16 protein-coding genes, 1 tRNA gene and 2 pseudogenes are annotated in these 24720 nt (G+C 64.7%); 13 read left to right on the forward strand and 6 right to left on the reverse strand.

What is annotated here, in order from left to right; all coding sequences use genetic code 11:
* Positions 1-300: 300 nt before the first annotated feature.
* A pseudogene (locus tag E3O25_RS06440) lies at positions 301-1419 on the reverse strand (IS3 family transposase); the annotation flags it as partial.
* A 299-nt stretch (positions 1420-1718) separates the two neighbouring features.
* Entirely contained in the window at positions 1719-4784 is a 3066-nt protein-coding gene (locus E3O25_RS17750; protein ID WP_166805991.1) for an RHS repeat-associated core domain-containing protein, read from the reverse strand.
* A gap of 1347 nt (positions 4785-6131) precedes the next feature.
* Between E3O25_RS17750 and E3O25_RS17885 the strand changes: the two are divergent.
* Positions 6132-7109: pseudogene (locus tag E3O25_RS17885) on the forward strand (tyrosine-type recombinase/integrase); the annotation flags it as partial.
* A gap of 196 nt (positions 7110-7305) precedes the next feature.
* Here E3O25_RS17885 and E3O25_RS06460 read toward each other — a convergent pair.
* A tRNA-Arg gene (locus E3O25_RS06460) sits at positions 7306-7377 on the reverse strand.
* An 86-nt stretch (positions 7378-7463) separates the two neighbouring features.
* Complete coding sequence (locus E3O25_RS06465; RefSeq protein WP_134360762.1) at positions 7464-8111, reverse strand: iron ABC transporter ATP-binding protein; 648 nt, start codon at positions 8109-8111, stop codon at positions 7464-7466.
* A gap of 42 nt (positions 8112-8153) precedes the next feature.
* Between E3O25_RS06465 and argS the strand changes: the two genes are divergently transcribed.
* The 8 genes from argS to prfA all read left to right on the forward strand — a co-directional run bounded on the left by argS (position 8154) and on the right by prfA (position 19406).
* A complete protein-coding gene (gene argS / locus E3O25_RS06470; protein ID WP_092109353.1) occupies positions 8154-9830 on the forward strand; it encodes an arginine--tRNA ligase in 1677 nt (558 codons plus the stop codon).
* Positions 9831-9847: 17 nt separating this feature from the next.
* Positions 9848-10609: a DUF2993 domain-containing protein gene (locus E3O25_RS06475; RefSeq protein WP_166805992.1), complete on the forward strand. Its 762-nt coding sequence runs from the start codon at positions 9848-9850 to the stop codon at positions 10607-10609.
* 133 nt (positions 10610-10742) lie between these two features.
* On the forward strand, positions 10743-12152 hold the full coding sequence (gene lysA / locus E3O25_RS06480) for a diaminopimelate decarboxylase (RefSeq protein WP_134360764.1): 1410 nt from the start codon (positions 10743-10745) through the stop codon (positions 12150-12152).
* A complete protein-coding gene (locus E3O25_RS06485; protein ID WP_092109361.1) occupies positions 12149-13486 on the forward strand; it encodes a homoserine dehydrogenase in 1338 nt (445 codons plus the stop codon). The genes lysA and E3O25_RS06485 overlap by 4 nt, the downstream gene beginning before the upstream one ends.
* Positions 13486-14613, forward strand: coding sequence for a threonine synthase (gene thrC, locus E3O25_RS06490; protein ID WP_092109364.1), 1128 nt, complete (start codon positions 13486-13488; stop codon positions 14611-14613). Before E3O25_RS06485 ends, thrC begins: the two co-directional genes overlap by 1 nt.
* The gene (gene thrB, locus E3O25_RS06495) at positions 14610-15569 is read left to right on the forward strand and encodes a homoserine kinase (protein WP_134360765.1); all 960 of its coding nucleotides are present in this window, start codon (positions 14610-14612) and stop codon (positions 15567-15569) included. The genes thrC and thrB overlap by 4 nt, the downstream gene beginning before the upstream one ends.
* Positions 15570-15849: 280 nt before the next feature.
* Positions 15850-18327 (forward strand): transcription termination factor Rho, encoded by a 2478-nt coding sequence (gene rho / locus E3O25_RS06500; RefSeq protein WP_134360766.1) that lies wholly within the window; start codon positions 15850-15852, stop codon positions 18325-18327.
* A complete protein-coding gene (gene prfA, locus E3O25_RS06505) occupies positions 18327-19406 on the forward strand; it encodes a peptide chain release factor 1 (RefSeq protein ID WP_092109373.1) in 1080 nt (359 codons plus the stop codon). The genes rho and prfA overlap by 1 nt, the downstream gene beginning before the upstream one ends.
* Before the next feature lie 41 nt (positions 19407-19447).
* On the opposite strand, the gene epsC is transcribed toward prfA, so the two are convergent.
* Complete coding sequence (gene epsC, locus E3O25_RS06510) at positions 19448-20035, reverse strand: serine O-acetyltransferase EpsC (RefSeq protein WP_092109376.1); 588 nt, start codon at positions 20033-20035, stop codon at positions 19448-19450.
* 35 nt (positions 20036-20070) lie between these two features.
* On the reverse strand, positions 20071-21006 hold the full coding sequence (gene cysK, locus E3O25_RS06515; RefSeq protein WP_174721713.1) for a cysteine synthase A: 936 nt from the start codon (positions 21004-21006) through the stop codon (positions 20071-20073).
* A gap of 114 nt (positions 21007-21120) precedes the next feature.
* On the opposite strand from cysK, the gene prmC reads away from it, so the two are divergent.
* The 4 genes from prmC to E3O25_RS06535 all read left to right on the forward strand — a co-directional run bounded on the left by prmC (position 21121) and on the right by E3O25_RS06535 (position 24652).
* Entirely contained in the window at positions 21121-22005 is an 885-nt protein-coding gene (gene prmC, locus E3O25_RS06520) for a peptide chain release factor N(5)-glutamine methyltransferase (protein ID WP_092109381.1), read from the forward strand.
* A gap of 68 nt (positions 22006-22073) precedes the next feature.
* Positions 22074-22910, forward strand: coding sequence for an L-threonylcarbamoyladenylate synthase (locus E3O25_RS06525; protein WP_134360767.1), 837 nt, complete (start codon positions 22074-22076; stop codon positions 22908-22910).
* Between the two features lie 3 nt (positions 22911-22913).
* Positions 22914-24182, forward strand: a complete 1269-nt coding sequence (locus E3O25_RS06530; RefSeq protein WP_134360768.1) for an MraY family glycosyltransferase — start codon at positions 22914-22916, stop codon at positions 24180-24182.
* Positions 24179-24652 carry a hypothetical protein gene (locus tag E3O25_RS06535; RefSeq protein WP_092109388.1) on the forward strand — a complete coding sequence of 158 codons (474 nt, stop codon included), beginning with the start codon at positions 24179-24181 and terminating at the stop codon, positions 24650-24652. The genes E3O25_RS06530 and E3O25_RS06535 overlap by 4 nt, the downstream gene beginning before the upstream one ends.
* Positions 24653-24720 lie beyond the last annotated feature (68 nt).

Genomic DNA, 24720 nt, shown 5'->3' on the forward strand with positions numbered 1-24720 from the left:
AGAAAGAGCGAGATGCTGCCCGCGTAGGAACGAGTCGTCAGCTCCGCCGCGTCACGACCCAACCGTAGATGTCGCAGGTAGCAATCAGCGTCAGCGACCACCACGAGATCGTCGTCCAGGACCGTCCAGTACCTCGCGCCCGAGGGAAGAAAAACAGGAAAAGCGCGCATGCCGCCTCCAAAGTTCAACTCTTGGACGCAACTATTCACCACATGCACAACACCCCCGGGGATGTGTCGCAAACCAGTTCAGCGTGTCGCTTTATGCAACGTCCCACAACACCATTGAGACCCCAAAAGAACGGCGGCGGCTGTTGTAAAACCCTTCGATATAGCGAATGACGTCGCTGCGGGCTTGTGATTTCGTGGCATACGCAGTGCGGTAAACACGCTCGTTCTTGAGCATCGAGAAAAAACTTTCCGCCATGCTGTTGTCCCAACACACGCCCGTTCGGCCTATGGAGGAGCGCATCCCCAGGCCGGTCACCAGCAGCCGAAACTCGGCCGAGGTATAGACGGCGCATTCAACTGGTCGTCGGAGTGCCAGATCGCGTGAGGCTCGATCAGGGTCGTCGCAGCGGCGTTGCGGAGGGCGTCGGCGACGAGCTCGGTACGCATGTGATCGGCGATGGACCAGCCGACAACTTTCTTGGAATAGCAGTCGATGACGGTGGCCAGATAGATGAATCCTTGCCAGGTGTGGATGTAGGTAATATCGCCGACGAACTTTACTCCGGGGCGGTCGGCAGTGAAGTCGCGTTTGACGAGGTCGGGCATGTTCGCGGCCGCCTCGGCATCGGCTTCGGTCGTGATCCGGAAAGGGCCGTGGTTAGCAGGCTACGAGGCTGATCTGGCGCATGAGTTGCCGCACCAGCTCGGGCGAGCATTCGGTCTGTTCGGCGGCAAGGTCGGCGTGGATTCGCCGGTATCCATAGGTGCCGTCGGACTCCTCGAAGAAATGTTGGATGCGGGCGATCAGGGCCTCTCTGCGAGCCGCCGTCGCTGACTGCGGCCGGATTGCCCAGTGGTAGAAACCGGACGTGGAGACGGCCAGCCAGAGACACATTTTCACCACCGAATTCCGTTGGTGGGCTCAGATTTTTGGGAGTCGATGTACTCGTACTTGCTCACTACCGCTGCTCCCGCGCGAAGTAAGCGCTGGCTTTTTTAGAAATGCGGTCTCCGCCCGCAGCTCTTGAACTTCCCGCTCGAGTTCCTTCAGACGAGCTCGTTCCGACACGGTCAAGTCCGCTTCGGTGCCGGCGTTGGCCTCGCGATATTTGTTCAGCCAGTTCCGGAGAGTCTCGGGCCCGACGCCATATGCGGTGGCGACGTCCTTGATCGGTTTGGAGGTTGTGATCACCTCGCGGCACAGCTCGTCTTTGAAGTCTTGGGTGAAACGCCTACGCGCTGCGGTCATGCTGATCTCTACTTTCAGTGAACCCTCATTTTAAGAGGGCCCACTGTCCGAGATATCCGCGGCAGCTCATACCTACCCTGTGTTTTGGGAAACGATGAGGGCAATGCCAGTGACGCCCGTGATGAGAGCAACTCCATACAGCGTCATTGTGACGATAGTTAAGGCACGCCACTTCGCACGTGACTTCGCACGCAAGCGTTCTCCGGAGAACACCAGAGCGAGCAGCGGAACAGTATTGAGAAGACAAAGAACCACTGTAACGCCAATGAGAATCGAGGAAATCGGCATCATATGGCCCCTTACAGATCCGGGCGAAGTGTGCAGACTGAAAGGATGATTAGCCCAATACCCGCGGTTTCCACTCCGAGTGCAGCCGCAACTAGTCCGACCACTGCAGCAGCTGGTGCGCCGACGCCGGTAATCGCTAGAACTGCAGCGGTCAACCCGACTTGCGCCGTTAGAAAACCTAGGGCGGCGACAGCCAGGGGAGCAAATGTGCAAAAGGCTCCCAGGCCGGACGGGTCTTTCGCGTTGATGGGGTTGCAGCTTGCGTAGGCGTAGGGGTGTGCTTCTTGCCCGGACGGGTCGTATTGGGTGAAGCGTCCGATGGTGGGGTCGTAGTTGCGGGCGCCGAGTTTGTAGAGGTTGGTGGCGTCGTCGTAGTAGCCGCTGATGTAGCGGAGGTGGTTGTAGGCGGTGGCGGTGTTGGTGCCGGTGGCGCGTGCTTCGCCGTAGGGGCTGTAGGAGTACCCGCCCATGTAGGCGCCGGTTTTGTCGAACAGTCCGATCACGGAGCCGAGGGAGTCTTGTGCGTAGTAGTACTTGGTGCTGGTGCCGTGCACGCCCAAGGCCTGGCCGGTGGGGGTGCGGGTGAATCCTCGGTTGGCGGTGCCGAGTTTCTCGCTGGCGAGGCCGAGAGGGCCATTGAGGTAGGTGGTGGAGGAGGCGCTTCGGGAGAGCTGGTTGGCGTTGCCCTGGCCGAGGGCGGTGTAGGTGGTCGCGTCGATCGCGGTGACGGCGCCGCGGGCGTTGTAGGTGGCGGTTTGCCCGGTGAGGCCGTTTTGGGTCTGGTTCCCGGCCGCGTCGTAGGTCCAGGTGGTGGTGTCTCCGGTGGCAGCGGTTATCTGGTTCGCGGCGTTGTAGCTGTATGCGGTTGTCCCCGCGGTCGCACCGGTCGCGCCGGCCCTCACCTGTTGGGTGCGGTTCCCGGCCGGATCGTAGGTGTAGGCCCAGGAGGCGGTCGCGGCGGCACCGAGTTTCTCGGTGGCTGTGGTCAGGCGGCTGAGGGAGTCGTAACCGTAGGTACTGATCGCACCGGCGCTGATGCCCTGTTCGAGATAGCTGGTGCGGGTCTGGATGTTGGTCCGGTCCGCGGTTCCACCGGGAACGGTGTAGGAATAGCCGATGTCGGCTTTGATCACGCCGGCACCATCCTTCGCGGTGATCCTGGTCGCCCGGCTGGCCGCGTCGTTCACGGTGGCGACGGTCGCGTTCCCGGGCAGGGTGCGCAGCGTTTCGGCACCGTTCGCGTCGTAGGCGAACTTGATGCAGCCGGAGTCGGTGGGCGAGCCGGCCGCGACCGGGCAAGTGCCGAGAGGTTCGGTGAGTTGGGTGAGTTGGTTGGCGTCGTCGTAGATGTAATTCACCTCGCCGGTCATGGCGTCCCGGAACCGGGTGATGTTCCCCGCGGCGTCGTAGTCGAATTCCTGGTTCACGGTGCTGGTGACGATGGTCTGGTAGTTGATGATCCGGCCGAGGGCGTCGTAGGTGTACTGGGTGAACGGGCCGGTGCTGTCGGTGTCGCGGTTCTTGATGCCGTTGCTGTAGAACGTCGTGGTGAGGGTCTGCCCGCCCTGGAAGGTGGACAGCGCAAGGTCGTCCCGGAGGTTGTACGCGTAGGTCGTGGTATCGCTATTGCCGTCGTTGACGGTCAGCACCCGCCCGAGGGAGTCGTAGGTGTAGCTGGTCGCCCCTTGCGGTGCGGGCGGGGTCACCGCGCTGAGGTTCCCGTTCCCGTCATACGTGTAAGCGGTGGTGTTCCCCTTACCGTCCTTAGTAGTGCAGACCTGCCCGTCGAAACCGCCGCAGACCGCGCCACCATTCTCGTAAGTGAACCGTTGTGGGACCGCCCCGGTGCCACCGGCGGTGCTGTCGGTGACTTTCGTCGGGTTGCCCTTCGCGTCGTACTCGAACGCTTTCCCGTTCCCGGCCGCGTCGGTGGAGCACTTAGCCTGGAACACGGTTCCACCGGTGCCGGCGCAGCCAACTCCGGTCCCATACGCGGCCGAGGCCGCCGCTCCGGTTGGCAGGGTCGCGCTGACCGCGTTGTTCAACGCGTCATATGAGTACGTGGTGGTGTTCCCACCGATGCCGCCGGTGGCGAACGCGTCCGTGACGGTCACCACGTCACTGTTCGCGGCGTAGGACTGCGACCGGGTACGGTTCAACGGGTCCGTGACAGAGGTCATCCGCCCGGAGGCGTCGATCGCGTAGGAGAACATTTTCCCGCGCCCATTGGTCAGGACCGTCTGCCCGGCCGTGTAGACGTAGGAGGCGGTCGTAAGGAACGTTGAGGAGGACGCCAGCCCGCGTTTGATCGACGTCAGCCGGTGTTGGGTGTCGTAGCCGAACAGGGTGCGGGACGTCGCCGCCGCGTTGGTGCCGCGGGCCCGGAGTTCGGAGATCCTCCCGGTCGCGTCGTAGTCATATTCTTCCCAAAGCCCACCCGGGGAATCCACCCGGCTCAGCTGCCCGGCCCCGTTCGCGGTGTAGGTCGTCGTCCGGCCGGCAGAGTCCACGATCTGGCTGATCCGCGACCCACCCGCCCACGTCACCGAGTACGAGCGGCCGGCCGCTTCCGTCACCGTGGACACGGTCCCCGTCGACGGGTCGTAGCTGTACGTCGTGCCCTCGCCGTTCCGGTTCAGGTTCTTCGTGATCCAGCCTGAGCTGTTGAAAACGAACTGCTCACCGGTCCGATTGAACGTCACCGTTTTCGTGTAGGGCTGCTCGGTCAGCGTGGCGTTGAAACCGGACGGAGTTACCCAGGCCTCACCGGACTTCGTGAACACCGCCTTGAACCCGTTCGCCCCGGTGTAGGTGGCGGTGCTCGAGGTCACCGCGAGACCCACATCGAACGCCGACAGGGGTGACGACCAGCCGCCACCGAGTGAACCCTCCGACGATGACAGGCCGTTGTAGAACCGGTCGTTGCGCACCGCGAGTGCCGGACCGTTCAAGACGCCGTCGTTCGAGGTGAGCAACAGGTTCCCGTTCGCGAGATTCACCCGCGCCACAGTCGCGTTCGAGACGTTCGCCTCATCGAAAGCGAAGTGGGGCAGAGCGCCCAGGCCTGGTGCGCCCACAACAGTTCCCGCCGGTGCCCGGTTCGCGGTCCCACCCGAACCGTTCGACAGCGATCTCGTTGCCAGTGGCGTGGCCCATGTGTTCGGAGGGGCATTCGACTCGCCGGCTGCACCCTTCGCAGCGTCCTTCGACGGTGACCACACCTCGTCAAACTCTGTCGGCGGCAGGTACTCAACCCCCGGGGGGAGAGACCGACTCGCCAATGGTGAAACCGGGGCGGCGACAGCCGGAAGCGAGGTAAACAACATCGCAACGACCGAAACGACAGCGACAAGAACAAAGACCCGACCACGCGACATGTGCGTACCGTTCCCATACGATCCGGGGCAAATATCGCCGCCATGGCGCTCGGCAAATATACGATGTATGTCGGGAATGTCCACACCCCCCTTTCGAGCACAACATGTGTCGCAGGGAGAGCCCCGGCGGCACGTGCGCGAGTCGTCGCTTTTCGAGGTCGTCTGCGAGGTTGACCGTGGATCCTGACGCTTGGGCGGGCAGGCAGGCGGGCAGGCGGGCAGGCGCGAGACGCGGTGACGAGCAGCCTCCCGGCGAGCCAGGTTAACCTCCTCGACACACGGAATTGAATATCGATGGCGCACCAGCACGATGCGTTCCGGCTACCGTGTGAGCACGTGAATCTCCGCCGAGACAGCGTTCCTTACGATCTTGTGCCGACCTAGGTAACGGCCATTGCGACCGCAATTACTGTCGTCGTCGCCATCGTGTATACCTATCAGTAGATTCGGTTTACATCTCGTCAAATGCGTGAAGCTGCGCTCCGTGTCGGCGGCCATGACACCGTTCTTCATGGCCCTTGAGACTCCGCGAGGCGCAAGACAGCGAGGACCGGACCCGACCGTACGTCGGCATGGATATTGTTCCCGGGTTGGCTGGTCCGCCGACATTCGATATTGTGATCGAAAATTTGGTGAGACCACCGCTCAAGACGTGCGTCTTAATCTAGTCGGCGATTCCCGCGGCGCACAATCCGAGGGAGATGAGAGGCGCCGCCGCCAAATAGCGATCACAGAATGCCGCCATGGAGCGCCAAAAGTCACAGCCAAAGCCCGACAACAACGCGGCGAAACTCCCACCCAAACGCCAAAGCCCTCGCGTCTCACGAGCGACGATCTACCGCCACCTCAACCCTTAGCGCCAACCACCGTTCCGTTACTGGCCAGACCCCCAGATGGCCGCAGTACCAACATCGTGGAACGGCAGTACCAACAACGTGGACTAACCGTACCGAGTCGGACTACTCGCCAAATAATCTAGAACTATGTAGTTTCGTCTTCGTTGGCGTCAATCTGATGCCCGCCTGATAGCCCTCCCAGGAGGCATCCATGGGCACAGTAACACCGTACGACACCGCAAATGGCCGTCGCTATCGCGTGCGCTACCGCAAGCCAGACAAATCACAGACGGACAAGCGAGGTTTTCGAACCCGACGCGACGCTGATCTGTTTCTTGCATCCGTTGAGATCGCCAAACACACTGGCCGATACATCGATCCCAGCCGCGCCCGAGTCACGGTGGCCGACTGGACAGCCACTTGGCTGGCCAGCCGCTCGGACCTGCGCCCATCCACTCTTGATCGCGTAAACGGCGCGATTCGCAATCACATTGTTCCCGAGCTGGGGCGCATCGCCTTGGGAGACCTCGAGCGGCTTCAAATCCAGCAGTGGGCGAGCGGGCTCAGCGTTATACAAGGGCCGGCATCGGTCCGAAAGATCGTCAACGTGCTTTCTGGTGCCTTGCAGCTCGCCGTCGATGATGGTCGCCTCGCAGCCAATCCTGCTCAGCGCCTTAAACTGCCCAAAATCTCCAAGTCGCAGAAGCGGTTTCTGTCGCACGCTCAAGTTGCAGCCTTGGCCAAGTCGGTCGAGGCGCATAGCGCGGGCAACGGTTACGGGCTGCTCGTGCTGGTTTTGGCGTACGGTGGGCTTCGGTGGGGCGAGCTAGCCGGTTTGCAGGTTCGTGACTTCGATGCCGCGACTAGTCGGCTTCACATCCGCACCATGATGGTGGAAGTGAACGGCTATTTCAAGGAATCGTCCCCGAAAGACTATGAAGACCGCTTTATTCCGATGCCAGCCTCGATCGCCAAACAACTCGCCCTTCATGTCGCCGGCAAGAAGCCCACGGATCTCATGTTTGTCGGGGCTCGCGGCGGTGGTGTGCTGCGCAATCGGGTATTTCGACGAGGGTGGTTTGATGCAGCCGCCATCGAAATTGGAGTTGCGGGACTGACTCCCCACGAACTTCGCCACACGTGCGCCAGCCTGGCTGTATCGGCGGGAGCCAACGTGAAAGTACTTCAACGAATGCTCGGCCACGCCTCAGCGAAGGAGACGCTCGACACCTACAGTGACCTCTTCGACGCGGACTTGGACAGCGTTGCAGCAGCGCTGAATCAGGTCATTATTAAAATGAATGTGGGCAAGCGACGAATTGCCGACATCTGCAACAACAGCGGAAATGGCTTAGATCCGCGTGATTACGCGGATCTAGCGAGTGTGCCCCCAGGCAGATTCGAACTGCCGCCCCTGCCTCCGGAGGGCAGTGCTCTATCCCCTGAGCTATGGGGGCCAAGGTGGTTCAAGGTTAGCATCATGGCCCGGCCGTCAAGACCCATCATGACCGCCACCGCCAGAACCTGTTCGTAGAGGTGCCGGCTAGCCCAAATGCCCGAGCACCGCCGACATGAGACCTTCGGCAGCGCCGGGCTCGTTGTAGAACGCGGGCGAGCTCATGGTGACCCAGTAGCTTCCGGTGAAGACCTGGGCCTGACCGCTGCCACCGGCAAAGGTGAAGAAACCATCGACGGTCGGCGGGGTGCCGTAGGTCGGCACGGCCTGGCTGTCGGCATCCGCTTGCTGCTTGAGCGTGGTCATCAAAACATCGTTGGGGGCCACGACCGACACCTCGATGAGTTCACCACTGGACTGGTTCGACCAGCCGCAGGTCAGTCCGTTGTACGTCGCGGCGGTCTCGGCCAGGCCGTTCGCGCTCGGCGAGTAGTCGGGCGCGGTGCCGTAGTTCGGGTTGAAATCGTAGACGTCCTGCAGGGTGAGCAGATCGCCACAGGTCTGCGCGATCGGTGAGCCGGTCGCTTCCGGGGTCGGTGTGGGCGACGACGTCGGCTGCTCTGTCGGGTCAGCGGATGCCCCGCTCGTCGCGGCCGCGGAATTCGTGGGTGTCGGCTCGTCGCCGGCGCTGCAGCCGGTGAGAACGAGGGCGAACAGTGCTCCGCCGGCGAGCAGAACGCCCGCCCGGCCACGAGCGGAACGAACGAGAGTGGGGTAGACGCGGGTATCAGTCACGCGTTGACCTTACCAACAGGAGGGGGCCGGTACGATTGAGCAGTGACTCCTGCCGAACTCTCCCAGTCCCTTTTCGACCTCATCCAGGACGTCAGCGAACGCCGACGTGAGGCTGACGCGAGTGGGGTAGACCTCGGACTCACCCTCGCCGACGTCGCTGTCGAACGCCCGCGCAACCGCGACCACGGCGACTGGGCTTCGAGTATTGCGCTGAAAATCGCCAAGCCGCTCGGCGCCAACCCGCGGGAAATCGCGGCAGAACTGGCAGCCGGTCTCGAACAGCTCGCCGATGTCGCCTCCGTTGAAATTGCCGGCCCCGGTTTCATCAACATTCGCCTCGAAGCGGCGGCAGCTGGCGCCCTCGCCAAGACCATCGTCGACCAGGGCGCCGTCTACGGCACCGGCCACCTCTACGACGGCCTCAAAATCAACCTCGAATTCGTCTCGGCCAACCCCACCGGTCCGATCCACATGGGCGGCGTGCGCTGGGCCGCTGTGGGCGACAGCCTGGCCCGGGTGCTGCAGGCCGAGGGAGCCGACGTCACCCGCGAGTATTACTTCAACGACCACGGCTCGCAGATCGACCGCTTCGCCCGCAGCGTGCTCGCCAGCTACCTCGGTGAAGCCACCCCCGAAGACGGCTACGGCGGAGCGTACATCGGCGATATCGCCGCGAATGTGCTCGCCAACTATGACGGTGACGTCGCCGCCCTCCCTCGGGACGAACAGCAGGAAGTGTTCCGCTCGATTGGCGTTGATCTCATGTTCACCGAGATCAAAGACAAACTGCACGGCTTCGGCGTTGACTTCGATGTGTACTTTCACGAAGATTCGCTGCATGAATCGGGAGCCGTCAACCGCGCCATCGAACGACTGCGTGAACAGGGCCACATCTTCGAAGCGGATGGCGCCATCTGGCTGCGCACCACCACCTTCGGTGACGATCGTGACCGGGTGATCATCCGCTCGAACGGGGAGCCCGCCTACATCTCGGGCGACCTCGGTTACTACCTCGACAAGCGCGAACGCGGTTTCGACCAGTGCCTGATCATGCTCGGCGCCGACCACCACGGCTACGTCGGCCGCATGATGGCGATGGTCTCCGCGTTCGGTGATGAGCCCGGCGTGAACCTGCAGATTCTGATCGGCCAGATGGTCAACCTGCTTAAAGACGGCGAACCGGTGCGCATGAGCAAGCGGGCCGGCACCATCGTCACCCTCGACGATCTGGTCGACGCGGTCGGCGTCGACGCCGGTCGTTACGCGCTGGTGCGCTCCAACAGCGACTCGCAGCTCGACATCGACCTCGACCTGCTCGGCAAGCGCACCAACGACAACCCCGTCTTCTACGTGCAGTACGCCCACGCCCGCACCTGCTCGGTCGCCCGCAACGCCGCCGCCAGCGGCGTCGAACGCACCGTCTTCGCCCCGGAGCTGCTCGTGCACGACAGCGAATCCGCGCTGCTCGGAGTGCTGCAGGAATTCCCCCGCGTCGTCGCCCAGGCCGCCGAACTGCGCGAGCCCCACCGCGTGGCCCGCTACATCGAAGAGGTCGCCGGCTACTACCACCGCTGGTACGACAACTGCCGGGTCATTCCGCTCGGCGAAGAACCGGTCACCGACCTGCACCGCACCCGCCTCTGGCTCAACGACGCCACCGGTCAGGTGATTCGTAACGGCCTCGGCCTGCTCGGCGTCACCGCGCCGGAGCGCATGTAGTCGCCATGAATGAATCAGTGGCCAGAACCAAACGGCGCGGTCTCGTTCCGCTCATCATCGTGGGCGTGCTCGCCATTCTGCTCGTCGTCGCCTATTTTCTTATCGACAGCGGGGCGCGCGCCTTTGCCCAGGATCGGGCCGAAGCCGAAATCAGCAACCGGATGCCCGCTTCCGTGACCGGTGACATCGACGTCACGATCGGCGGCACCTCCGTCATCGCACAGTTCATCGCCGGTAGTTTCGACCAGATCGAGTTGACCGCGCCGAACCTGACGGTCGACGGCGTGCCGGCATCCGTTCACGTCATCGCCCGCGACGTATCGACTAACACCGCCAAGGCCATCGGCTCGCTCACCGCCACCCTCGACCTCGAACAGGCCGCGCTCAACCAGCTCGTGCTGGCTTCCGGGACCGCGCCCGCCGACGCCGTGATGGCCCTCGGCGACGGCGTCGTCGCCTACACCGGCACGGTCAAACTGTTTGAGTTCACCGTGGGCTACAGCGCGACGGCCACCGCCAGCGCTGCCGGGGACACGCTGAACTTCACCCCCACCGAAGCCACAGTGACGAGCGGCGTCGGCGACATCGACGCCACACCCCTGGTCAACCTCATTCTGCAGCAGGCGCCGATCGGAGTCTGCGTGGCCGGCTACCTGCCCGGCGGCGTCGAACTGAGTGGCGTCGACATTTCGCCCGAGCGGGCACGCGTTACGCTGGAGTCGAGCAGTCTTCGGCTCACTGCGCAGTCGCTGACCACTCTCGGCAGCTGCACCGACTGATTCGAACCTCGCCACCCGCGACGATAGAATACGGTCAGGCACGCCCACCCACTCGGGCGTCCCATTTTCCGGCTTCAGGGACCAATCCGGGTTCGCTCGCTGAGATTCCCCTTCGACTCTCGTGAGGTACTTCGTGGCAACCGAACCCAATCCGCTCGCGCCCGACTGGCTGCGCCTGCCCGCCGACGCCAATGAGCTCGCGCCCGGTCTCTGGCCCACCTCGGCCGCCCGCAGCAGCACCGGCGAACTCGTCATCGGCGGAGTCACCGCTGACGACCTCGCCGCCGAATTCGGCACTCCCCTCTACGTCATCGACGAAGCGGATGCCCGCACCAGCGCCGCGGAGCTGCTCGCCGTGTTCCAGGCCGAGTTCGCCCGCATCGGCACGAGCGCCAAGGTCTACTACGCCGGCAAGGCTTTTCTCTCCACCGAGGTTGTGCGCTGGATGATCGCCGCCGGGCTCAACATCGACGTGTGCAGCGGCGGCGAACTCGCCGTCGCCCTGGCCGGCGGCGCCGATCCGGCCCGGCTGGGTTTTCACGGCAACAATAAGTCCCTGGCCGAGCTCGACGAAGCCACCCGGGTCGGTATCGGCACGATCGTGATCGACAGCGAGGTTGAAATCGGCCGCATCGCCGAAGCATCCGCTCGCCACAATCGGGTGCAGAACGTACGCCTCCGCGTGAATAGCGGCGTACACGCGCACACCCACGATTTTCTGGCTACCTCACACGAAGACCAAAAATTTGGGATCGTACTCGGCGATGCGCCGAGGCTGGTCGAACTCATTCGCGCCGAGAGCGCGCTCAACTTCGTCGGCCTGCACTGCCACATCGGTTCGCAGATCTTCGGCGCCGACGGCTTCGCCGAGTCGGCCGCCCGGCTGCTCGAGCTGCACGCCACCCTGCTGGGAGGCGGTCCGGTACCCGAACTCAACCTCGGCGGCGGCTTCGGCATTGCCTACACGAGCGCCGACGAACCCACCCCGATTCGTGACCTCGCCGCGGCCCTGGCCGACATCGTCGCCACCGAGTGCGCGCGACTGAACATCGCGCTGCCGATCGTCGCGTTCGAACCCGGCCGGGTTATCATCGGTCGCGCCGGCGTGAGCCTGTACCGCGTCGGCACGACCAAAGCGGTCGACGTCTCCGGCACCCCGCGGCTGTACGTCAGTGTTGATGGCGGAATGAGTGACAATGTGCGCCCGGCTCTCTATGGCGCCGACTATGCCGTGCGACTCGCCGATCGCGTGTCGACCGCAGCGCCGGTGCTCGTGCGCATCGCCGGCAAACACTGCGAGAGCGGCGACATCGTCGTCGACTCCGACTACCTGCCCGGCGACGTGACCCCCGGCGACCTGCTCGCCGTGCCCGCCACGGGTGCCTACTGCTGGGCGCTCTCCAACAACTACAACTACCAGGGCCGCGCCCCCGTGGTGGCCGTGATGAACGGCACAGCACGCGTACTCGTACGCGGCGAAACGATTGCCGACCTGCTCGCGCGGGACACCGGGGCGCTTTCGCCCACCGAAGGAGAATCTTGAAGCTCGAATACCGCAACCTGCGTGTCGCCCTCCTCGGTGGAGGATCCGTCGGCGCCCAGGTGGCCCGGCTGCTGCTCGAACAGGGCCCGGAGCTCGCCAACCGGGTAGGGGCCACCCTCGAACTGGTTGGAATCGCGGTGCGCGATGTGAACGCCGAACGCACCGTCGACCTGCCGCATGAACTGTTCACGACCAACGCCGAAGAGCTCATTCTCGGCGCCGACATCGTCATCGAACTGATGGGCGGCATCGAGCCGGCCCGCAGCCACATTCTGCTCGCGATCAGCAGTGGAGCGGATGTCGTCACCGCCAACAAGGCGCTGCTCGCCCAGGCCGGACCCGAACTCTTCGCCGCCGCGAACCAGGTCGGCGCCCAGATCAACTACGAGGCCGCGGTCGCCGGGGCGATCCCGATCGTGCGTCCGCTGCGGGAGAGCCTCGCCGGCGACCAGATCAAGCGCATCCTCGGCATCGTCAACGGCACCACGAACTTCATCCTGGACCGAATGGATACCGAAGGGTCCAGCCTCGAGGACGCGCTGGCCGAGGCGACCGCGCTTGGCTACGCGGAGGCAGATCCGACCGCCGACATCGGGGGCTACGACGCCGCGCAGAAGGCGGCCATTCTGGCGAGTCTGGCGTTTCACACGACGGTGCCGCTGGCATCCGTTTACCGCGAGGGCATCGAGTCGGTCACGCCGGCGCAGATCGAATCGGCCCGCAAGGCCGGCTACGTCGTGAAACTGCTGGCCATTTGTGAACGCGTCACCGACGAGAACGGCGTCGACGGGGTGTCGGCGCGGGTCTACCCGGCCATGGTGCCGCGCAGCCATCCGCTCGCCGCGGTACACGGCGCCAACAACGCCGTCTTCGTCGAAGCCGAATCCGCCGGCAGCCTTATGTTCTACGGGGCCGGAGCCGGGGGAGTGGAAACAGCCTCGGCCGTGCTCGGCGACGTCGTCTCCATCGCCAGGCGGCACGTCGCCGGCGGGCCGGGAGTGGCCGCATCAAGCTACGCCGGACTGCCGGTCTTCGATATCGGCCGGGTCACCACCCGCTACGCGGTGACCCTCGAAGTCACCGACGAACCCGGCGTGCTCGCAACCATCGCGAGCGTGTTCAGTAAGCGCAAGGTGTCCCTGGCCCTCGTGGAACAGTCCATGACCCCGGCCGTGATGGCCACGAAGAGTCGCGCAGCCCGCTCGGCCACGGCTACCCTAGTGATCGGGACCCATGACGCAACGGAGGCCGCACTCGCCGCCACCGTGCAGGACCTGGCCACCAACAGTGTCGTCAGCGAAGTCGCATCCGTTTTGAGAGTTGAAGGAGTCTGATGTTTAGCCCAAGCGAGACCAGTACCAACCTGACCACACCCGGCGCCATCGTCAGCCGTCAGTGGCGGGGAGTGCTGAACGAATACTCCGACCGTCTGAACATCTCGGCCGCGACCCCGATCATCACCCTGGGGGAGGGCGGAACACCGCTGATTCCGGCCGCCGCACTCTCCGCGCGCACGGGCGCGAAGGTCTGGATCAAATTTGAGGGCATGAACCCCACCGGCTCGTTCAAGGACCGCGGCATGACCATGGCCATTTCCAAGGCCATGGAAGACGGCGCGAAAGCGGTCATCTGCGCCTCGACCGGCAATACGAGCGCATCCGCAGCCGCCTACGCCACCCACGCCGGCATCACCGCTGCCGTCCTCGTACCCGAGGGCAAGATCGCCATGGGCAAGCTCAGCCAGGCCGTCGCGCACAACGCGCAGCTGCTGCAGGTGCAGGGCAACTTCGATGACTGCCTCGACATCGCTCGCGACCTCGCTACCAACTACCCGGTGCACCTGGTCAATTCGGTCAACCCCGACCGCATCGAGGGTCAGAAAACGGCCGCGTTCGAGGTCGTTGAAGTGCTCGGCGACGCCCCCGACTTTCAGTTCGTTCCGGTTGGCAACGCCGGCAACTACACCGCGTACTTTCGCGGCTACAGCGAAGAGGTCGCCCGCGGCGCCACGACCAAGCTGCCGCGCATGTTCGGTTTCCAGGCCGCCGGCAGTGCCCCGATCGTGCTCGGCCACCGCGTCGACCACCCCGACACCCTCGCGAGCGCCATCCGCATCGGCAACCCGGCGTCGTGGGACCTCGCGCTGAACGCCCGTGAGCAGAGTGACGGCTACTTCGGTGCCATCACCGATGCAAAGATTCTTGAAGCCCACCGCATCCTCTCGGCCGAGGTCGGAATTTTCGTGGAACCGGCATCCGCTATCGGTGTCGCCGGTCTGCTTGAGCGAGCCGAAGCCGGGTTCATCCCGAAGGGCTCGACCGTGGTCATCACGGTCACCGGTCACGGGTTGAAGGACCCGCAGTGGGCGCTCCGCACCGCTGACGGTTCCGATGTCGTGCCCACCATCGTTCCGGTCGACACCGCAGAAATCGCGAGCGTGCTCGGCTTGGCCAAGGCATGACCAGTTCTGTATCCCTGATCGGCCGCGCTGTCTCGGTGCAGGTGCCGGCGACGACGGCCAACCTGGGGCCCGGCTTCGACACCCTCGGCCTGGCGCTGGCGAAATATGACCAGCTCGAGGTCACCGTGCGGAGTGCTCCCGGCGTGTTCGTCGAGGTGCACGGCGTCGGTGCCGGCTTGGTGCCGACCGACGAGAGCAACCTCGTCGTGCGTGCCATCATCCACACCTTCGAGGCCGTCGGCCTGCCCATGCCCGGGCTCAACATTGTCGCGCACAACGTCATACCGCACGGCCGCGGCCTGGGCTCCTCGGGTGCCGCAATCGTGTCGGGCATCATGGCGGCGAAGGGGCTGCTCGAGGGCGTCGTCGAGATCGACGCCGAGATGCTGCTCGTGCTCGCCACCGAAATGGAAGGCCACCCCGACAATGTTGCCCCGGCACTGTTCGGCGGGCTGACCATCGCCTGGACCACACCGGAAGGTCCGCGCCACAAGAAGCTCATGGTGCACCGCGGTGTCAAGCCGCTCGTCTTCGTACCCGAGCAGGAGATGTCCACCGCGCTCGCGCGCAGCCTGCAGCCGACCTCGGTGCCGCACGAAGACGCCGTCTTCAACGTGTCGCGGTCTGCTTTGTTGATCGCCGCGCTCATCCAGAGCCCCGAGCTGCTGCTCGCCGCGACCGAAGACAAGCTGCACCAGAGCTACCGTGCCGCGGCCATGCCGGAGACGAACAAGCTCATCACCCTGCTGCGCGCCGCTGGCTTCGCCGCCGTCGTGTCCGGTGCCGGGCCATCCATTCTGGTGTTGGCGAGCGATCCTGGCCAGCGCCTGGTCGCTGCCGAACTCGTTGCGAGCCAGTCTGACACCCCGTGGCGCGCGCTCATGCTCGCCGTGGACATGCAGGGTGCCACCGTGCATCCGCTCACGGCGCACAGCACGGCAGAGACCGCCGCGTAACCGGCGGGCTGATCGGGCCGACGCGCCCCGCGCGCGTCGGCCCGGCTGGCGGCCGTACTGGTGGCGGGGTGCTATGGTTGGTGTGCACCCGATAGAAACCGCCACTGGCGACATCCGGTGTATTCCCTGTACCTCACTGCTATTGCGATTTCGTGCGTGGCTGTGTGTGTTTACACCAATCCCCTCCATTTGTCGGATTGGATCACCCGCAGCGCATTCGTCGCTGCATACATCTCTCCTGGCCTGAATTTTTGTTCGGCAGGGGAAAGGACCCCCCTTCGTGACTGATGTCAACCTCCGCGCCACTGGCTCGGAACTTCCCCGCCTGAGTACCCTTCGCGTGTCAGAGCTTCAGGCTCTGGCCCTCGAACTGAAAATCCCCGGCGCTTCCAAACTTCGTAAAGGAGAACTCGTGGACGCAATCGAAACGGCACAGGCCGACACCAGCATCGCTGCTCCCGTCGAAGCTGCTCCGGTCGCTGAGGCCGCTCCGATAGCCGAGGCGTCGCCCGTGGCTGTGGCCGCACCGATCGAGAGCCTCGCCGAGGCAATCGAAACAGCCCCGCGCAAGCGTGCACCGCGTCGTGCCAGCACCAGCACCGCCGCACCAGCCAAGTCCCACGTCAATGCCGACGCCAGCACCGGATTCGGCATCATCCTGCCCGACGCCCCGGCCGCCGGGTCCCGCATCGCGCGCAACGCTCGCGGCGCTGTAACCTCCACCGGCGCTGTGACCTCCACCGGCGCTGTGACCTCCACCGGCGCTGTCGATGACGCTGCCCCCACCACAGCGGATGCTGACAGGCCCGTTCACCAGGCACGCAAGCGCGTGCAGGTGGCGCCGGTTCAGGTCGTCGACGCGGCTGCCGTGGTCGCCGAAACCGCCGACTTGCCCGTTGATGCTGATGTATCCATCGAGCCCTTGGTCGATGCCGCGCCGGCCACCCGACGTCCGTCCCGCCGTGCCTCCTCACAACGCAACGCCGTCGCGCCCGTCGAATCCGCGCCGGTCGAGTCCGCGGCCGCTGACGACGTAGTCGTCGAGGTCGCAGTCACCGATGCCGTCGAGGCACCGGCCGAAGCAACCGATGCCGCAACCGACACCGCAACCGACACCGCAACCGACGACGGGACCGACTCCGGCGCCCCCCGTCAGGGCCGCAGCCGCAGCCGCAGCCGCGGTGGTGACCGCGCGCAGGGTGCCGACCGCAACCAGGGCGAGAACGTTCCGGCCGCTGATCGACAGAACGACCGGGGCCAGAACGGCACCAACGATGAGGGCATGACGCGGGCGCAGAGCCAGCGTCAGGCGCGCAACGAACGCAACCAGGAACGCAATCAGGAGCGTGCTCAGGCGCAGGCCGATCGCAACCAGGGTCAGAATGATCGTGGCCAGGACCGCAACCAGGGTCAGAATGATCGTGGCCAGGACCGCAACCAGGGCCAGAACGACCGTGGCCCTGACCGTAACCAGGACCGTAACCAGGGTCCCGACCGGCTCGACGATGATCTGAACGGCCGCGGCAACCGCAACCGGTACCGTGACCGCAAGCGTCGCGGCCCGAACCAGGGCGATGACTTCGAACCCGAGGTCAACGACGACGACGTTCTCATTCCGGTCGCCGGCATCCTCGACGTGCTCGACAACTACGCCTTCGTGCGCACCTCCGGCTACCTGCCCGGTGCGAGCGACGTCTACGTCTCGCTCGGCCAGGTCAAGAAGTACAACCTGCGCAAGGGTGACGCCGTCGTCGGCTCCATCCGTCAGCCGCACGAGGGCGACCAGTCCGGGCGTCAGAAGTACAACGCCATCGTCAAGGTCGACTCGATCAACGGCCAGACCGTCGAAGAAGCCGCCACCCGCGTCGACTTCCACAAACTGACCCCGCTGTACCCGACGGAACGCCTGCGCCTCGAAACCGAGCCTGGCAAGCTCACCCAGCGCATCATCGACCTCGTCGCTCCGATCGGCAAGGGCCAGCGCGGCCTGATCGTGGCGCCGCCCAAGGCTGGCAAGACCATCGTGATGCAGCAGATCGCCAACGCCATCGCCACCAACAACCCCGAGGTCCACCTCATGGTCGTTCTGGTCGACGAGCGCCCCGAAGAGGTCACCGACATGCAGCGCACGGTGAAGGGTGAGGTCATCGCCTCCACCTTCGACCGGCCGGCCGAGGACCACACCGTTGTCGCCGAGCTCGCCATCGAGCGCGCCAAGCGTCTGGTTGAGCTGGGCCACGACGTTGTCGTGCTGCTCGACTCGATCACCCGCCTCGGCCGGGCCTACAACCTCGTGGCCCCGGCCTCGGGTCGTATCCTCTCCGGCGGCGTCGACGCATCCGCTCTGTATCCGCCGAAGCGTTTCTTCGGTGCGGCGCGCAACATCGAGAACGGTGGCTCGCTCACCATTCTCGCCTCCGCGCTCGTGGAGACCGGTTCCAAAATGGACGAGGTCATCTTCGAGGAGTTCAAGGGCACCGGCAACATGGAATTACGTCTGTCGCGCCAACTCGCCGACAAGCGCATCTTCCCCGCCGTCGACGTGAACGCATCGGGCACCCGACGCGAAGAAATGCTGATGAGCGCCGATGAAGTGAAAGTGACTTGGAAGCTGCGCCGCGCCCTCGCCGGGCTCGAGCAGCAGCAGGCGCTCGAACTCATCCTCGGCCGTCTCAAGGAGACCTCGTCGAACGTTGAATTCCTCATGCAGGTTCAGAAGTCGATGCCGACCCTGAACGGGTCAGACAAGGACAAGTAATGTTCGAATCCGTCCTCACGCTGCTGGCCGAGCACGACGACCTGCAGTCGCAGTTGGCGGATCCGGAGCTGCACGCGAATCCGGCCCGCTCGAAGAAGGTCAACCGGCGTTATGCCGAGTTGAGCCGCATCATCGCGGCCTACCACGAGTGGAAAGAGGTCGACGATAACCTCGAGGCCGCTCGTGAGCTCGCCGACGAAGATGCTGCCTTTGCCGAGGAGATCCCGGATCTCGTGGAACAACTCGACGTTACGGCTGAAAAGCTGCGACGTCTGCTGATCCCGCGCGACGAACTCGACGCCCGCGACGTGATCATGGAGATCAAGATGGGGGAGGGCGGTGCCGAGTCGGCGCTGTTCGCCGCTGATCTGCTGCGCATGTACCTGCACTATGCCGAGTCCAACCGCTGGAAGACCGAGATCATCGAGCAGACCTCAAGCGACCTCGGTGGCATTAAAGACATCCAGCTCGCGATCAAGGGCAATTCGAGCGACCCGGCCGAGGGCGTATGGGCGCACCTGAAATATGAGGGAGGCGTGCACCGCGTTCAGCGGGTGCCAGCGACTGAATCTCAGGGACGCATCCACACCTCGGCGGCCGGCGTGCTCGTCTTCCCCGAGGTCGACGAGCCTGAAGAGGTCGAACTGCACCCGAACGACCTCAAGATCGACGTGTACCGCTCGAGCGGGCCCGGTGGCCAGTCCGTGAACACGACCGACTCCGCCGTGCGCATCACCCACCTTCCCACCGGAATCGTGGTCGCGATGCAGAATGAGAAATCACAGCTGCAGAACAAGGAAGCCGGAATGCGCGTGCTGCGTGCCCGGGTGCTGGCCCGCCAGCAGGAAGAAATCGACGCGGCGGCGTCGCTCGTGCGCAAGGGGCAGATTCGTACGATGGATCGCTCGGAGCGCATCCGCACGTACAACTTTCCCGAGAACCGCATCGCCGATCACCGCACCGGCTACAAGGCGTACAACCTCGACGCCGTCATGAACGGCGCCCTCGGCCCCGTCATCGACTCCTGCATCCATGCCGACGAGGAAACCCGCCTGGCCGAGCTCGGCGACCCCGAGTAGCACCCGCCTCAACCTAACCGGGCCCGGGCCCGGTCGTTTTCTTAGAGGTAGTACTCGGGCTCGAGGGTGCCGCCGCGTGCGGACTCCACCGTTTCGGGAGATTGCGGGCGAATGGTGGCCGGCACCCCCACCAGCAGCGACCGCGGCGGGGCCGACTTGGTCACGACGGCATTCGAGCCGATCGTGCTCCACGCCCCGATGGTGATCGGGCCGAGCACCTTGGCGCCAGCCCCGACCGTCACACCGTCATCCAGAAACGGATGCCGCCGCACGCCCCGCGCATGCCCGTGACGGCTCTTGCCGCCCAACGTCACCGCGTGATATAGCATCACATCGTCGCCGAGCACGGCCGTCTCACCGATTACGACACCCATGCCGTGGTCGATGAACAGTCGGCGCCCGATTGTCGCTCCCGGATGAATCTCAATCCCGGTCAGAAACCGGGTCACCTGCGACAGCAGGCGTGCGGGCAAGCGCAGCCCGGCACGCCACAGGCGATTGGCGACCCGATACGACCAGACCGCGTGCAGGCCGCTGTAAGCCAGAAAAACCTCGGCATTGCTGCGTGCGGCGGGGTCGTGGGTGCGCGCAGCCGCGATATCTTCGCGGAGGCGCGAGAACACAGTCAAGACAGGGGATTCATGTGCGGGCAGGCAGTGATCTCTTAGTCCAGCAGGTCTTCGTACAGCACCGTTGAAATGTACCGTTCACCGAAGCCGGGAACGATGACGACGATGGTCTTGCCGGCGTTCTCGGGCAATTTCGCCTGCTCGAGCGCGGCCCAGACCGCGGCGCCGCCGGAGATGCCGCCGAGGATGCCCTCGTCGGTGCCGAGTGCGCGGGCCGTGGCGAGCGAGTCGGCCAGGGTCACATCAGTGATCGAGTCGTAGACCTGACGGTCGAGCGTCTCCGGTACGAAGTTCGCGCCGAGGCCCTGGATCTTGTGCGGGCCGGGCTTGCCGCCGGTGAGAATGGGGGAGTCGATCGGCTCGACGCCGACGACCGTGAGGCCCGGCTTCTGCTCCTTCAGGTACCCGCCGGCGCCAGAGATGGTGCCGCCGGTGCCGATGCCGGCAACGAGGATGTCGACGGCACCGTCGGTGTCGTTCCAGATCTCCACGCCGGTGGTGGCACGGTGGATCGCCGGGTTGGCCGGGTTGGTGAACTGGCTGGCCAACACCGCACCGGGCGTGTTCGCGACGATCTCGGCGGCCTTCTCAACGGCCCCGCGCATGCCATCGGCACCAGCGGTCAGCACGATTTCGGCGCCGTAGGCGCGCATCATGACGCGACGTTCCTTGCTCATCGTCTCGGGCATAGCGAGAATGACGGTGTAGCCGCGGGCAGCACCGACCATGGCGAGGGCGATGCCCGTGTTGCCGCTGGTGGCTTCAACGATGGTTCCGCCCGGCTTCAGGGAGCCGTCCTTCTCGGCGGCATTGATGATGGCAACGCCGATGCGGTCCTTGACGCTGCTGGACGGATTATAGAACTCGAGCTTCGCGAGCACGGTCGCGCCGAGGCCGTTGGTCAAACGGTTCAGTTTGACGAGGGGGGTCCCACCGACGGCTTCGGTGATATCGGAATAGATCTTAGGCACGAGGGCAACTTTCATTCGGTGAAATTCGGCTGAATTCGACTGGCTTGGGCGGGTGGGCCAGCTCCAGCCTAGGTTGCCCGGCCGAAAACGGGTTGGTGCGTTACATTTCACTACGTGCCTTCTTCAGATTCTGCCCTGCCCTCCACCGTGACCGACCTGCGCAACCGAGCCATCCGAGCGCTCACTTCGGCCGGGGTGACTGACCCCGAGGTCGACTCCGACCTACTGATCGGCCACGTGCTCGGCCAGAGTCGCGGCGAAGTGCAAGCTGGCAGCATCCTGAATCGACCGGTCAGCCAAGCGGATGCCGCAGCGATCGACACCCTGCTCGCTCGCCGCAGCACACGCGAACCTCTTCAGCACATCACCGGACGTGCCCCGTTCCGCTCCCTGTCCCTGAACGTGGGCCCTGGCGTCTTCGTGCCGCGGCCCGAAACCGAGCAGGTCGCCCAGTTCGCCATCGACGCGTTGCGGTCCATGCCCGATCCGGAGCCGATCGGTGTCGATCTCGGCACCGGGAGCGGCGCGATCGCCCTGGCCCTCGCCACCGAGGTGCCGCACGCGCGCATCTTCGCGATTGAAAATTCGGCCGAAGCCTTCCCCTGGACCGTGCGCAACTTCGAGGAGATCGCTGCCGGCAACGCGACTCTCGCCTTCGGCGACCTCGCCAATGCCTTCGTGGAACTCGACGGCACGGTCGCCGTCGTCATCTCGAACCCGCCATACATTCCAGCGGATGCGATCCCGCGCGACCCGGAGGTGCGCCTGTTCGACCCCGCCCACGCCCTCTTCGGAGGCCCGGACGGCCTCGACGTCGTGCGCAGCGTCTCGGCCACGGGCCTCCGCCTGCTGCGTCCCGGCGGTGTGCTCGTGATCGAACACGGTGAACTGCAGGGAGTAGACATTCGCGCGCTGCTGACCGCCGATGGCTGGCGGGCTTCGGCCACGCACCGCGACTACACCAGCCGCGATCGGGCCACCACCGCACTGCACCCCTGAGCGGACTTTCGCGGGTGCGTGCGCTCGCATCCGTTCTTCACAACCGCGCTGGGTTAGAATTGCCGGAAATGACACGTATCTACGATTGCACGAGCGAGTCGAACACGAGCCACTCGGAATACCAGGCGCACATCGCTCTGGCGCGCACGGCCATCGGCCGCGGAGCGCTCGTCGTCATCCCCACCGACACGGTCTACGGCGTTGCGGCCGACGCTTTCAACGCCGAGGCCGTGCAGCTTCTCCTCAACGCCAAAGGCCGCAGTCGGCAGTCGCCGCCACCCGTTCTCATTCCCGGAATCCCAACCCTCGACGCTCTCGCCGTCGACGTGCCGCAGCCGGTGCGCGACCTCGTCGCGGCGTTCTGGCCGGGCGGACTGACGGTCATCGTCAACGCCCAGCCGTCACTGGTTTGGGATCTCGGCGAGACGCGCGGCACCGTGGCGCTGCGCATGCCGAGCAATCAGATCGCGCTCGATCTGCTCGCCGCAACGGGGCCACTGGCCGTGTCGAGCGCCAACCTCAGCGGAATGCCCGCCACCCGTGATGCCCAGGCGGCCGAAGCGGCGCTCGGCGAGAGCGTCGAGGTCTACCTTGACGGCGGAACCGCCGGCAGTACCTATGAGAGCGTGTTCGGCCAGCCCGGCGACGGCTCATCGACGATCGTCGACGCCTCCGGCTTCGAAACCAACGGCAATTTTCTGCACATCGTGCGCAGCGGCGTCATCTCCCGAGAATCGATCGCGGCGGTCGTCGGCGACGTTCTCGCGGCCGCACCGGCCATCCCCGGAGTACCGGCAGAACCGAGTGAAGCGGATGCGACCCCCACGATCGCCGCCCCGTCCCAGGACGAAGCCTCGACGAAAGCGCCGGCTGAGACCGCAGGCGAAACGGATGCCGGTCGGTAGCCCATGACCCTTTTCTTTTTGCTCGCGCTCGTCACGGCGATCGTCACGTTCGTGCTGTCGATCGTGGTCTACAAACTCAGCCACAAGTACCGCCTGTACCCGAAAATTCGCGAACGCGACGTGCACACCCGCCCTACGCCGCGTCTCGGCGGCATCGCCATGTTCCTCGGCATCCTGGTGGCCTTCGGGGTCGCCTACCTCATCGCGGGGGCGTTCGCGCCGCTTCGGCTGGTGTTCGCCGATCCGCAGCAGATTCTCGCGATCCTCGGCGCAGCCCTGCTCATCGTGCTGGTCGGTGTCGCCGACGACATCTGGGACCTGGACTGGATGACCAAACTCGCCGGCCAGTTCATCGCCGCCGGGCTGGTCGCCTGGCAGGGCGTGCAGATCTACTCCCTTCCGATCGGCGGGCTCACGGTCGGCAGCGGCTGGATGTCGATCGTGTTCACGGTCGTCGCCATCGTGGTGGTCATGAACATGATCAACTTCATCGACGGTCTCGACGGCCTCGTCACGGGCGTTGCCCTGATCGCCAACGGGGTGTTCTTTCTCTACAGCTACCTGCTCGTGCGGGACACGTCGCCGACCAACTACTTCAACCTCGCCTCGCTCATCGCCGCCATTCTGGTCGGCGCGTGCGTGGGGTTCCTGCCGTTGAACTGGCACCCGGCCAAAATGTTCATGGGCGACGCCGGTGCACTGCTGGTCGGTCTGCTCATGGCCACAAGCGCGATCGCCATCACCGGCCAGATCGACCCGACCGCGATCAATCGCTCGCAGCTCTTTCCGGCGTTCATACCCATCCTGCTGCCGGTGGCCATCATGATTATTCCCCTGCTCGACTTCGGGCTGGCCGTATTCCGGCGGGTACGGGCCGGTAAATCGCCCTTCAGCGCCGACCGAAAACACCTGCATCACCGACTGCTCGATATGGGACACTCCCACCTGCATGCCGTGCTGATCTTCTACGGGTGGACGGCCGCAGCGTCCGTTGGGTGTCTGCTGTATTACATCCTGCCGGTCTATTTCGGGCTGCCGACCTGGTACGCCACCATCTTCCTGGTGACCTCGCTGCTCATCTGTACGATCGTCACTCTCGCGCCGCTCGGCCGCCGCAAAACCGGTGAATGGGTCAGTCAGTCAGCGCCGGCACAGATCGCTGTGCTCGACCGGTTCGACCCGCTCGACGAAGCCGCTACTCCCGCCACCCCCGCCCCAACACCGACACGAGCGACCGCCCCTGCGGCGGCCCCTGCCGAGGAGAACGTATGACCAGCGCCACCCCACCACCTGCCCAGGCCACGTCCATCCCGGTGCTGCGTCGCATCCTGATCTACGGCGGCTGGGTCGCACTCGGAATAGCCGTCGTCGGTTCCGTCATCGGCTATTTCGTGGACGGTGGCACCGGGGTGCTCAGTGCCCTGATCGGAACGATCATGTCCGTCGCTTTCATGGGTATCACGGCCGGCAGTATCCTGCTGGCCAATCGGGTTGCCGGCAACGAATCGGCGATCGGCGGCTTCTTCGGCATCATCATGGGCGGCTGGCTGCTCAAATTCGTCGTGTTCCTGGTACTGCTTTTCGTGTTGCAGGACCGTGCGTGGATCGAGCCCATGGTGCTGTTCTTATGCATCATCGCCGGCGTCGTGGGATCCCTCGTGGTCGATGCCGTCGTCGTGATGAAGAGCCGGATGCCCTACGCCAGCGACGTCGTATTGCCCCCCGCCCCGGTAGACGAGTAACCCTTCGGCCCATCCACCCACGGATCCCGCTCTCGATTCGGTGCAGCGCCTGATCTTTGCTAGAGTAA

This window comes from Cryobacterium sp. TMT1-3 (genome assembly GCF_004402315.1).
GTDB classification, from domain to species: domain Bacteria; phylum Actinomycetota; class Actinomycetes; order Actinomycetales; family Microbacteriaceae; genus Cryobacterium; species Cryobacterium luteum.

Coding starts and splice junctions, on each gene's coding strand:
- prfA (WP_092109373.1), top strand. CDS start 18,327: ATGTTCGAATCCGTCCTCACGCTGCTGGCCGAGCACGACGACCTGCAG.
- thrB (WP_134360765.1), top strand. CDS start 14,610: ATGACCAGTTCTGTATCCCTGATCGGCCGCGCTGTCTCGGTGCAGGTG.
- thrC (WP_092109364.1), top strand. CDS start 13,486: ATGTTTAGCCCAAGCGAGACCAGTACCAACCTGACCACACCCGGCGCC.
- E3O25_RS06535 (WP_092109388.1), top strand. CDS start 24,179: ATGACCAGCGCCACCCCACCACCTGCCCAGGCCACGTCCATCCCGGTG.
- E3O25_RS06525 (WP_134360767.1), top strand. CDS start 22,074: ATGACACGTATCTACGATTGCACGAGCGAGTCGAACACGAGCCACTCG.
- E3O25_RS06530 (WP_134360768.1), top strand. CDS start 22,914: ATGACCCTTTTCTTTTTGCTCGCGCTCGTCACGGCGATCGTCACGTTC.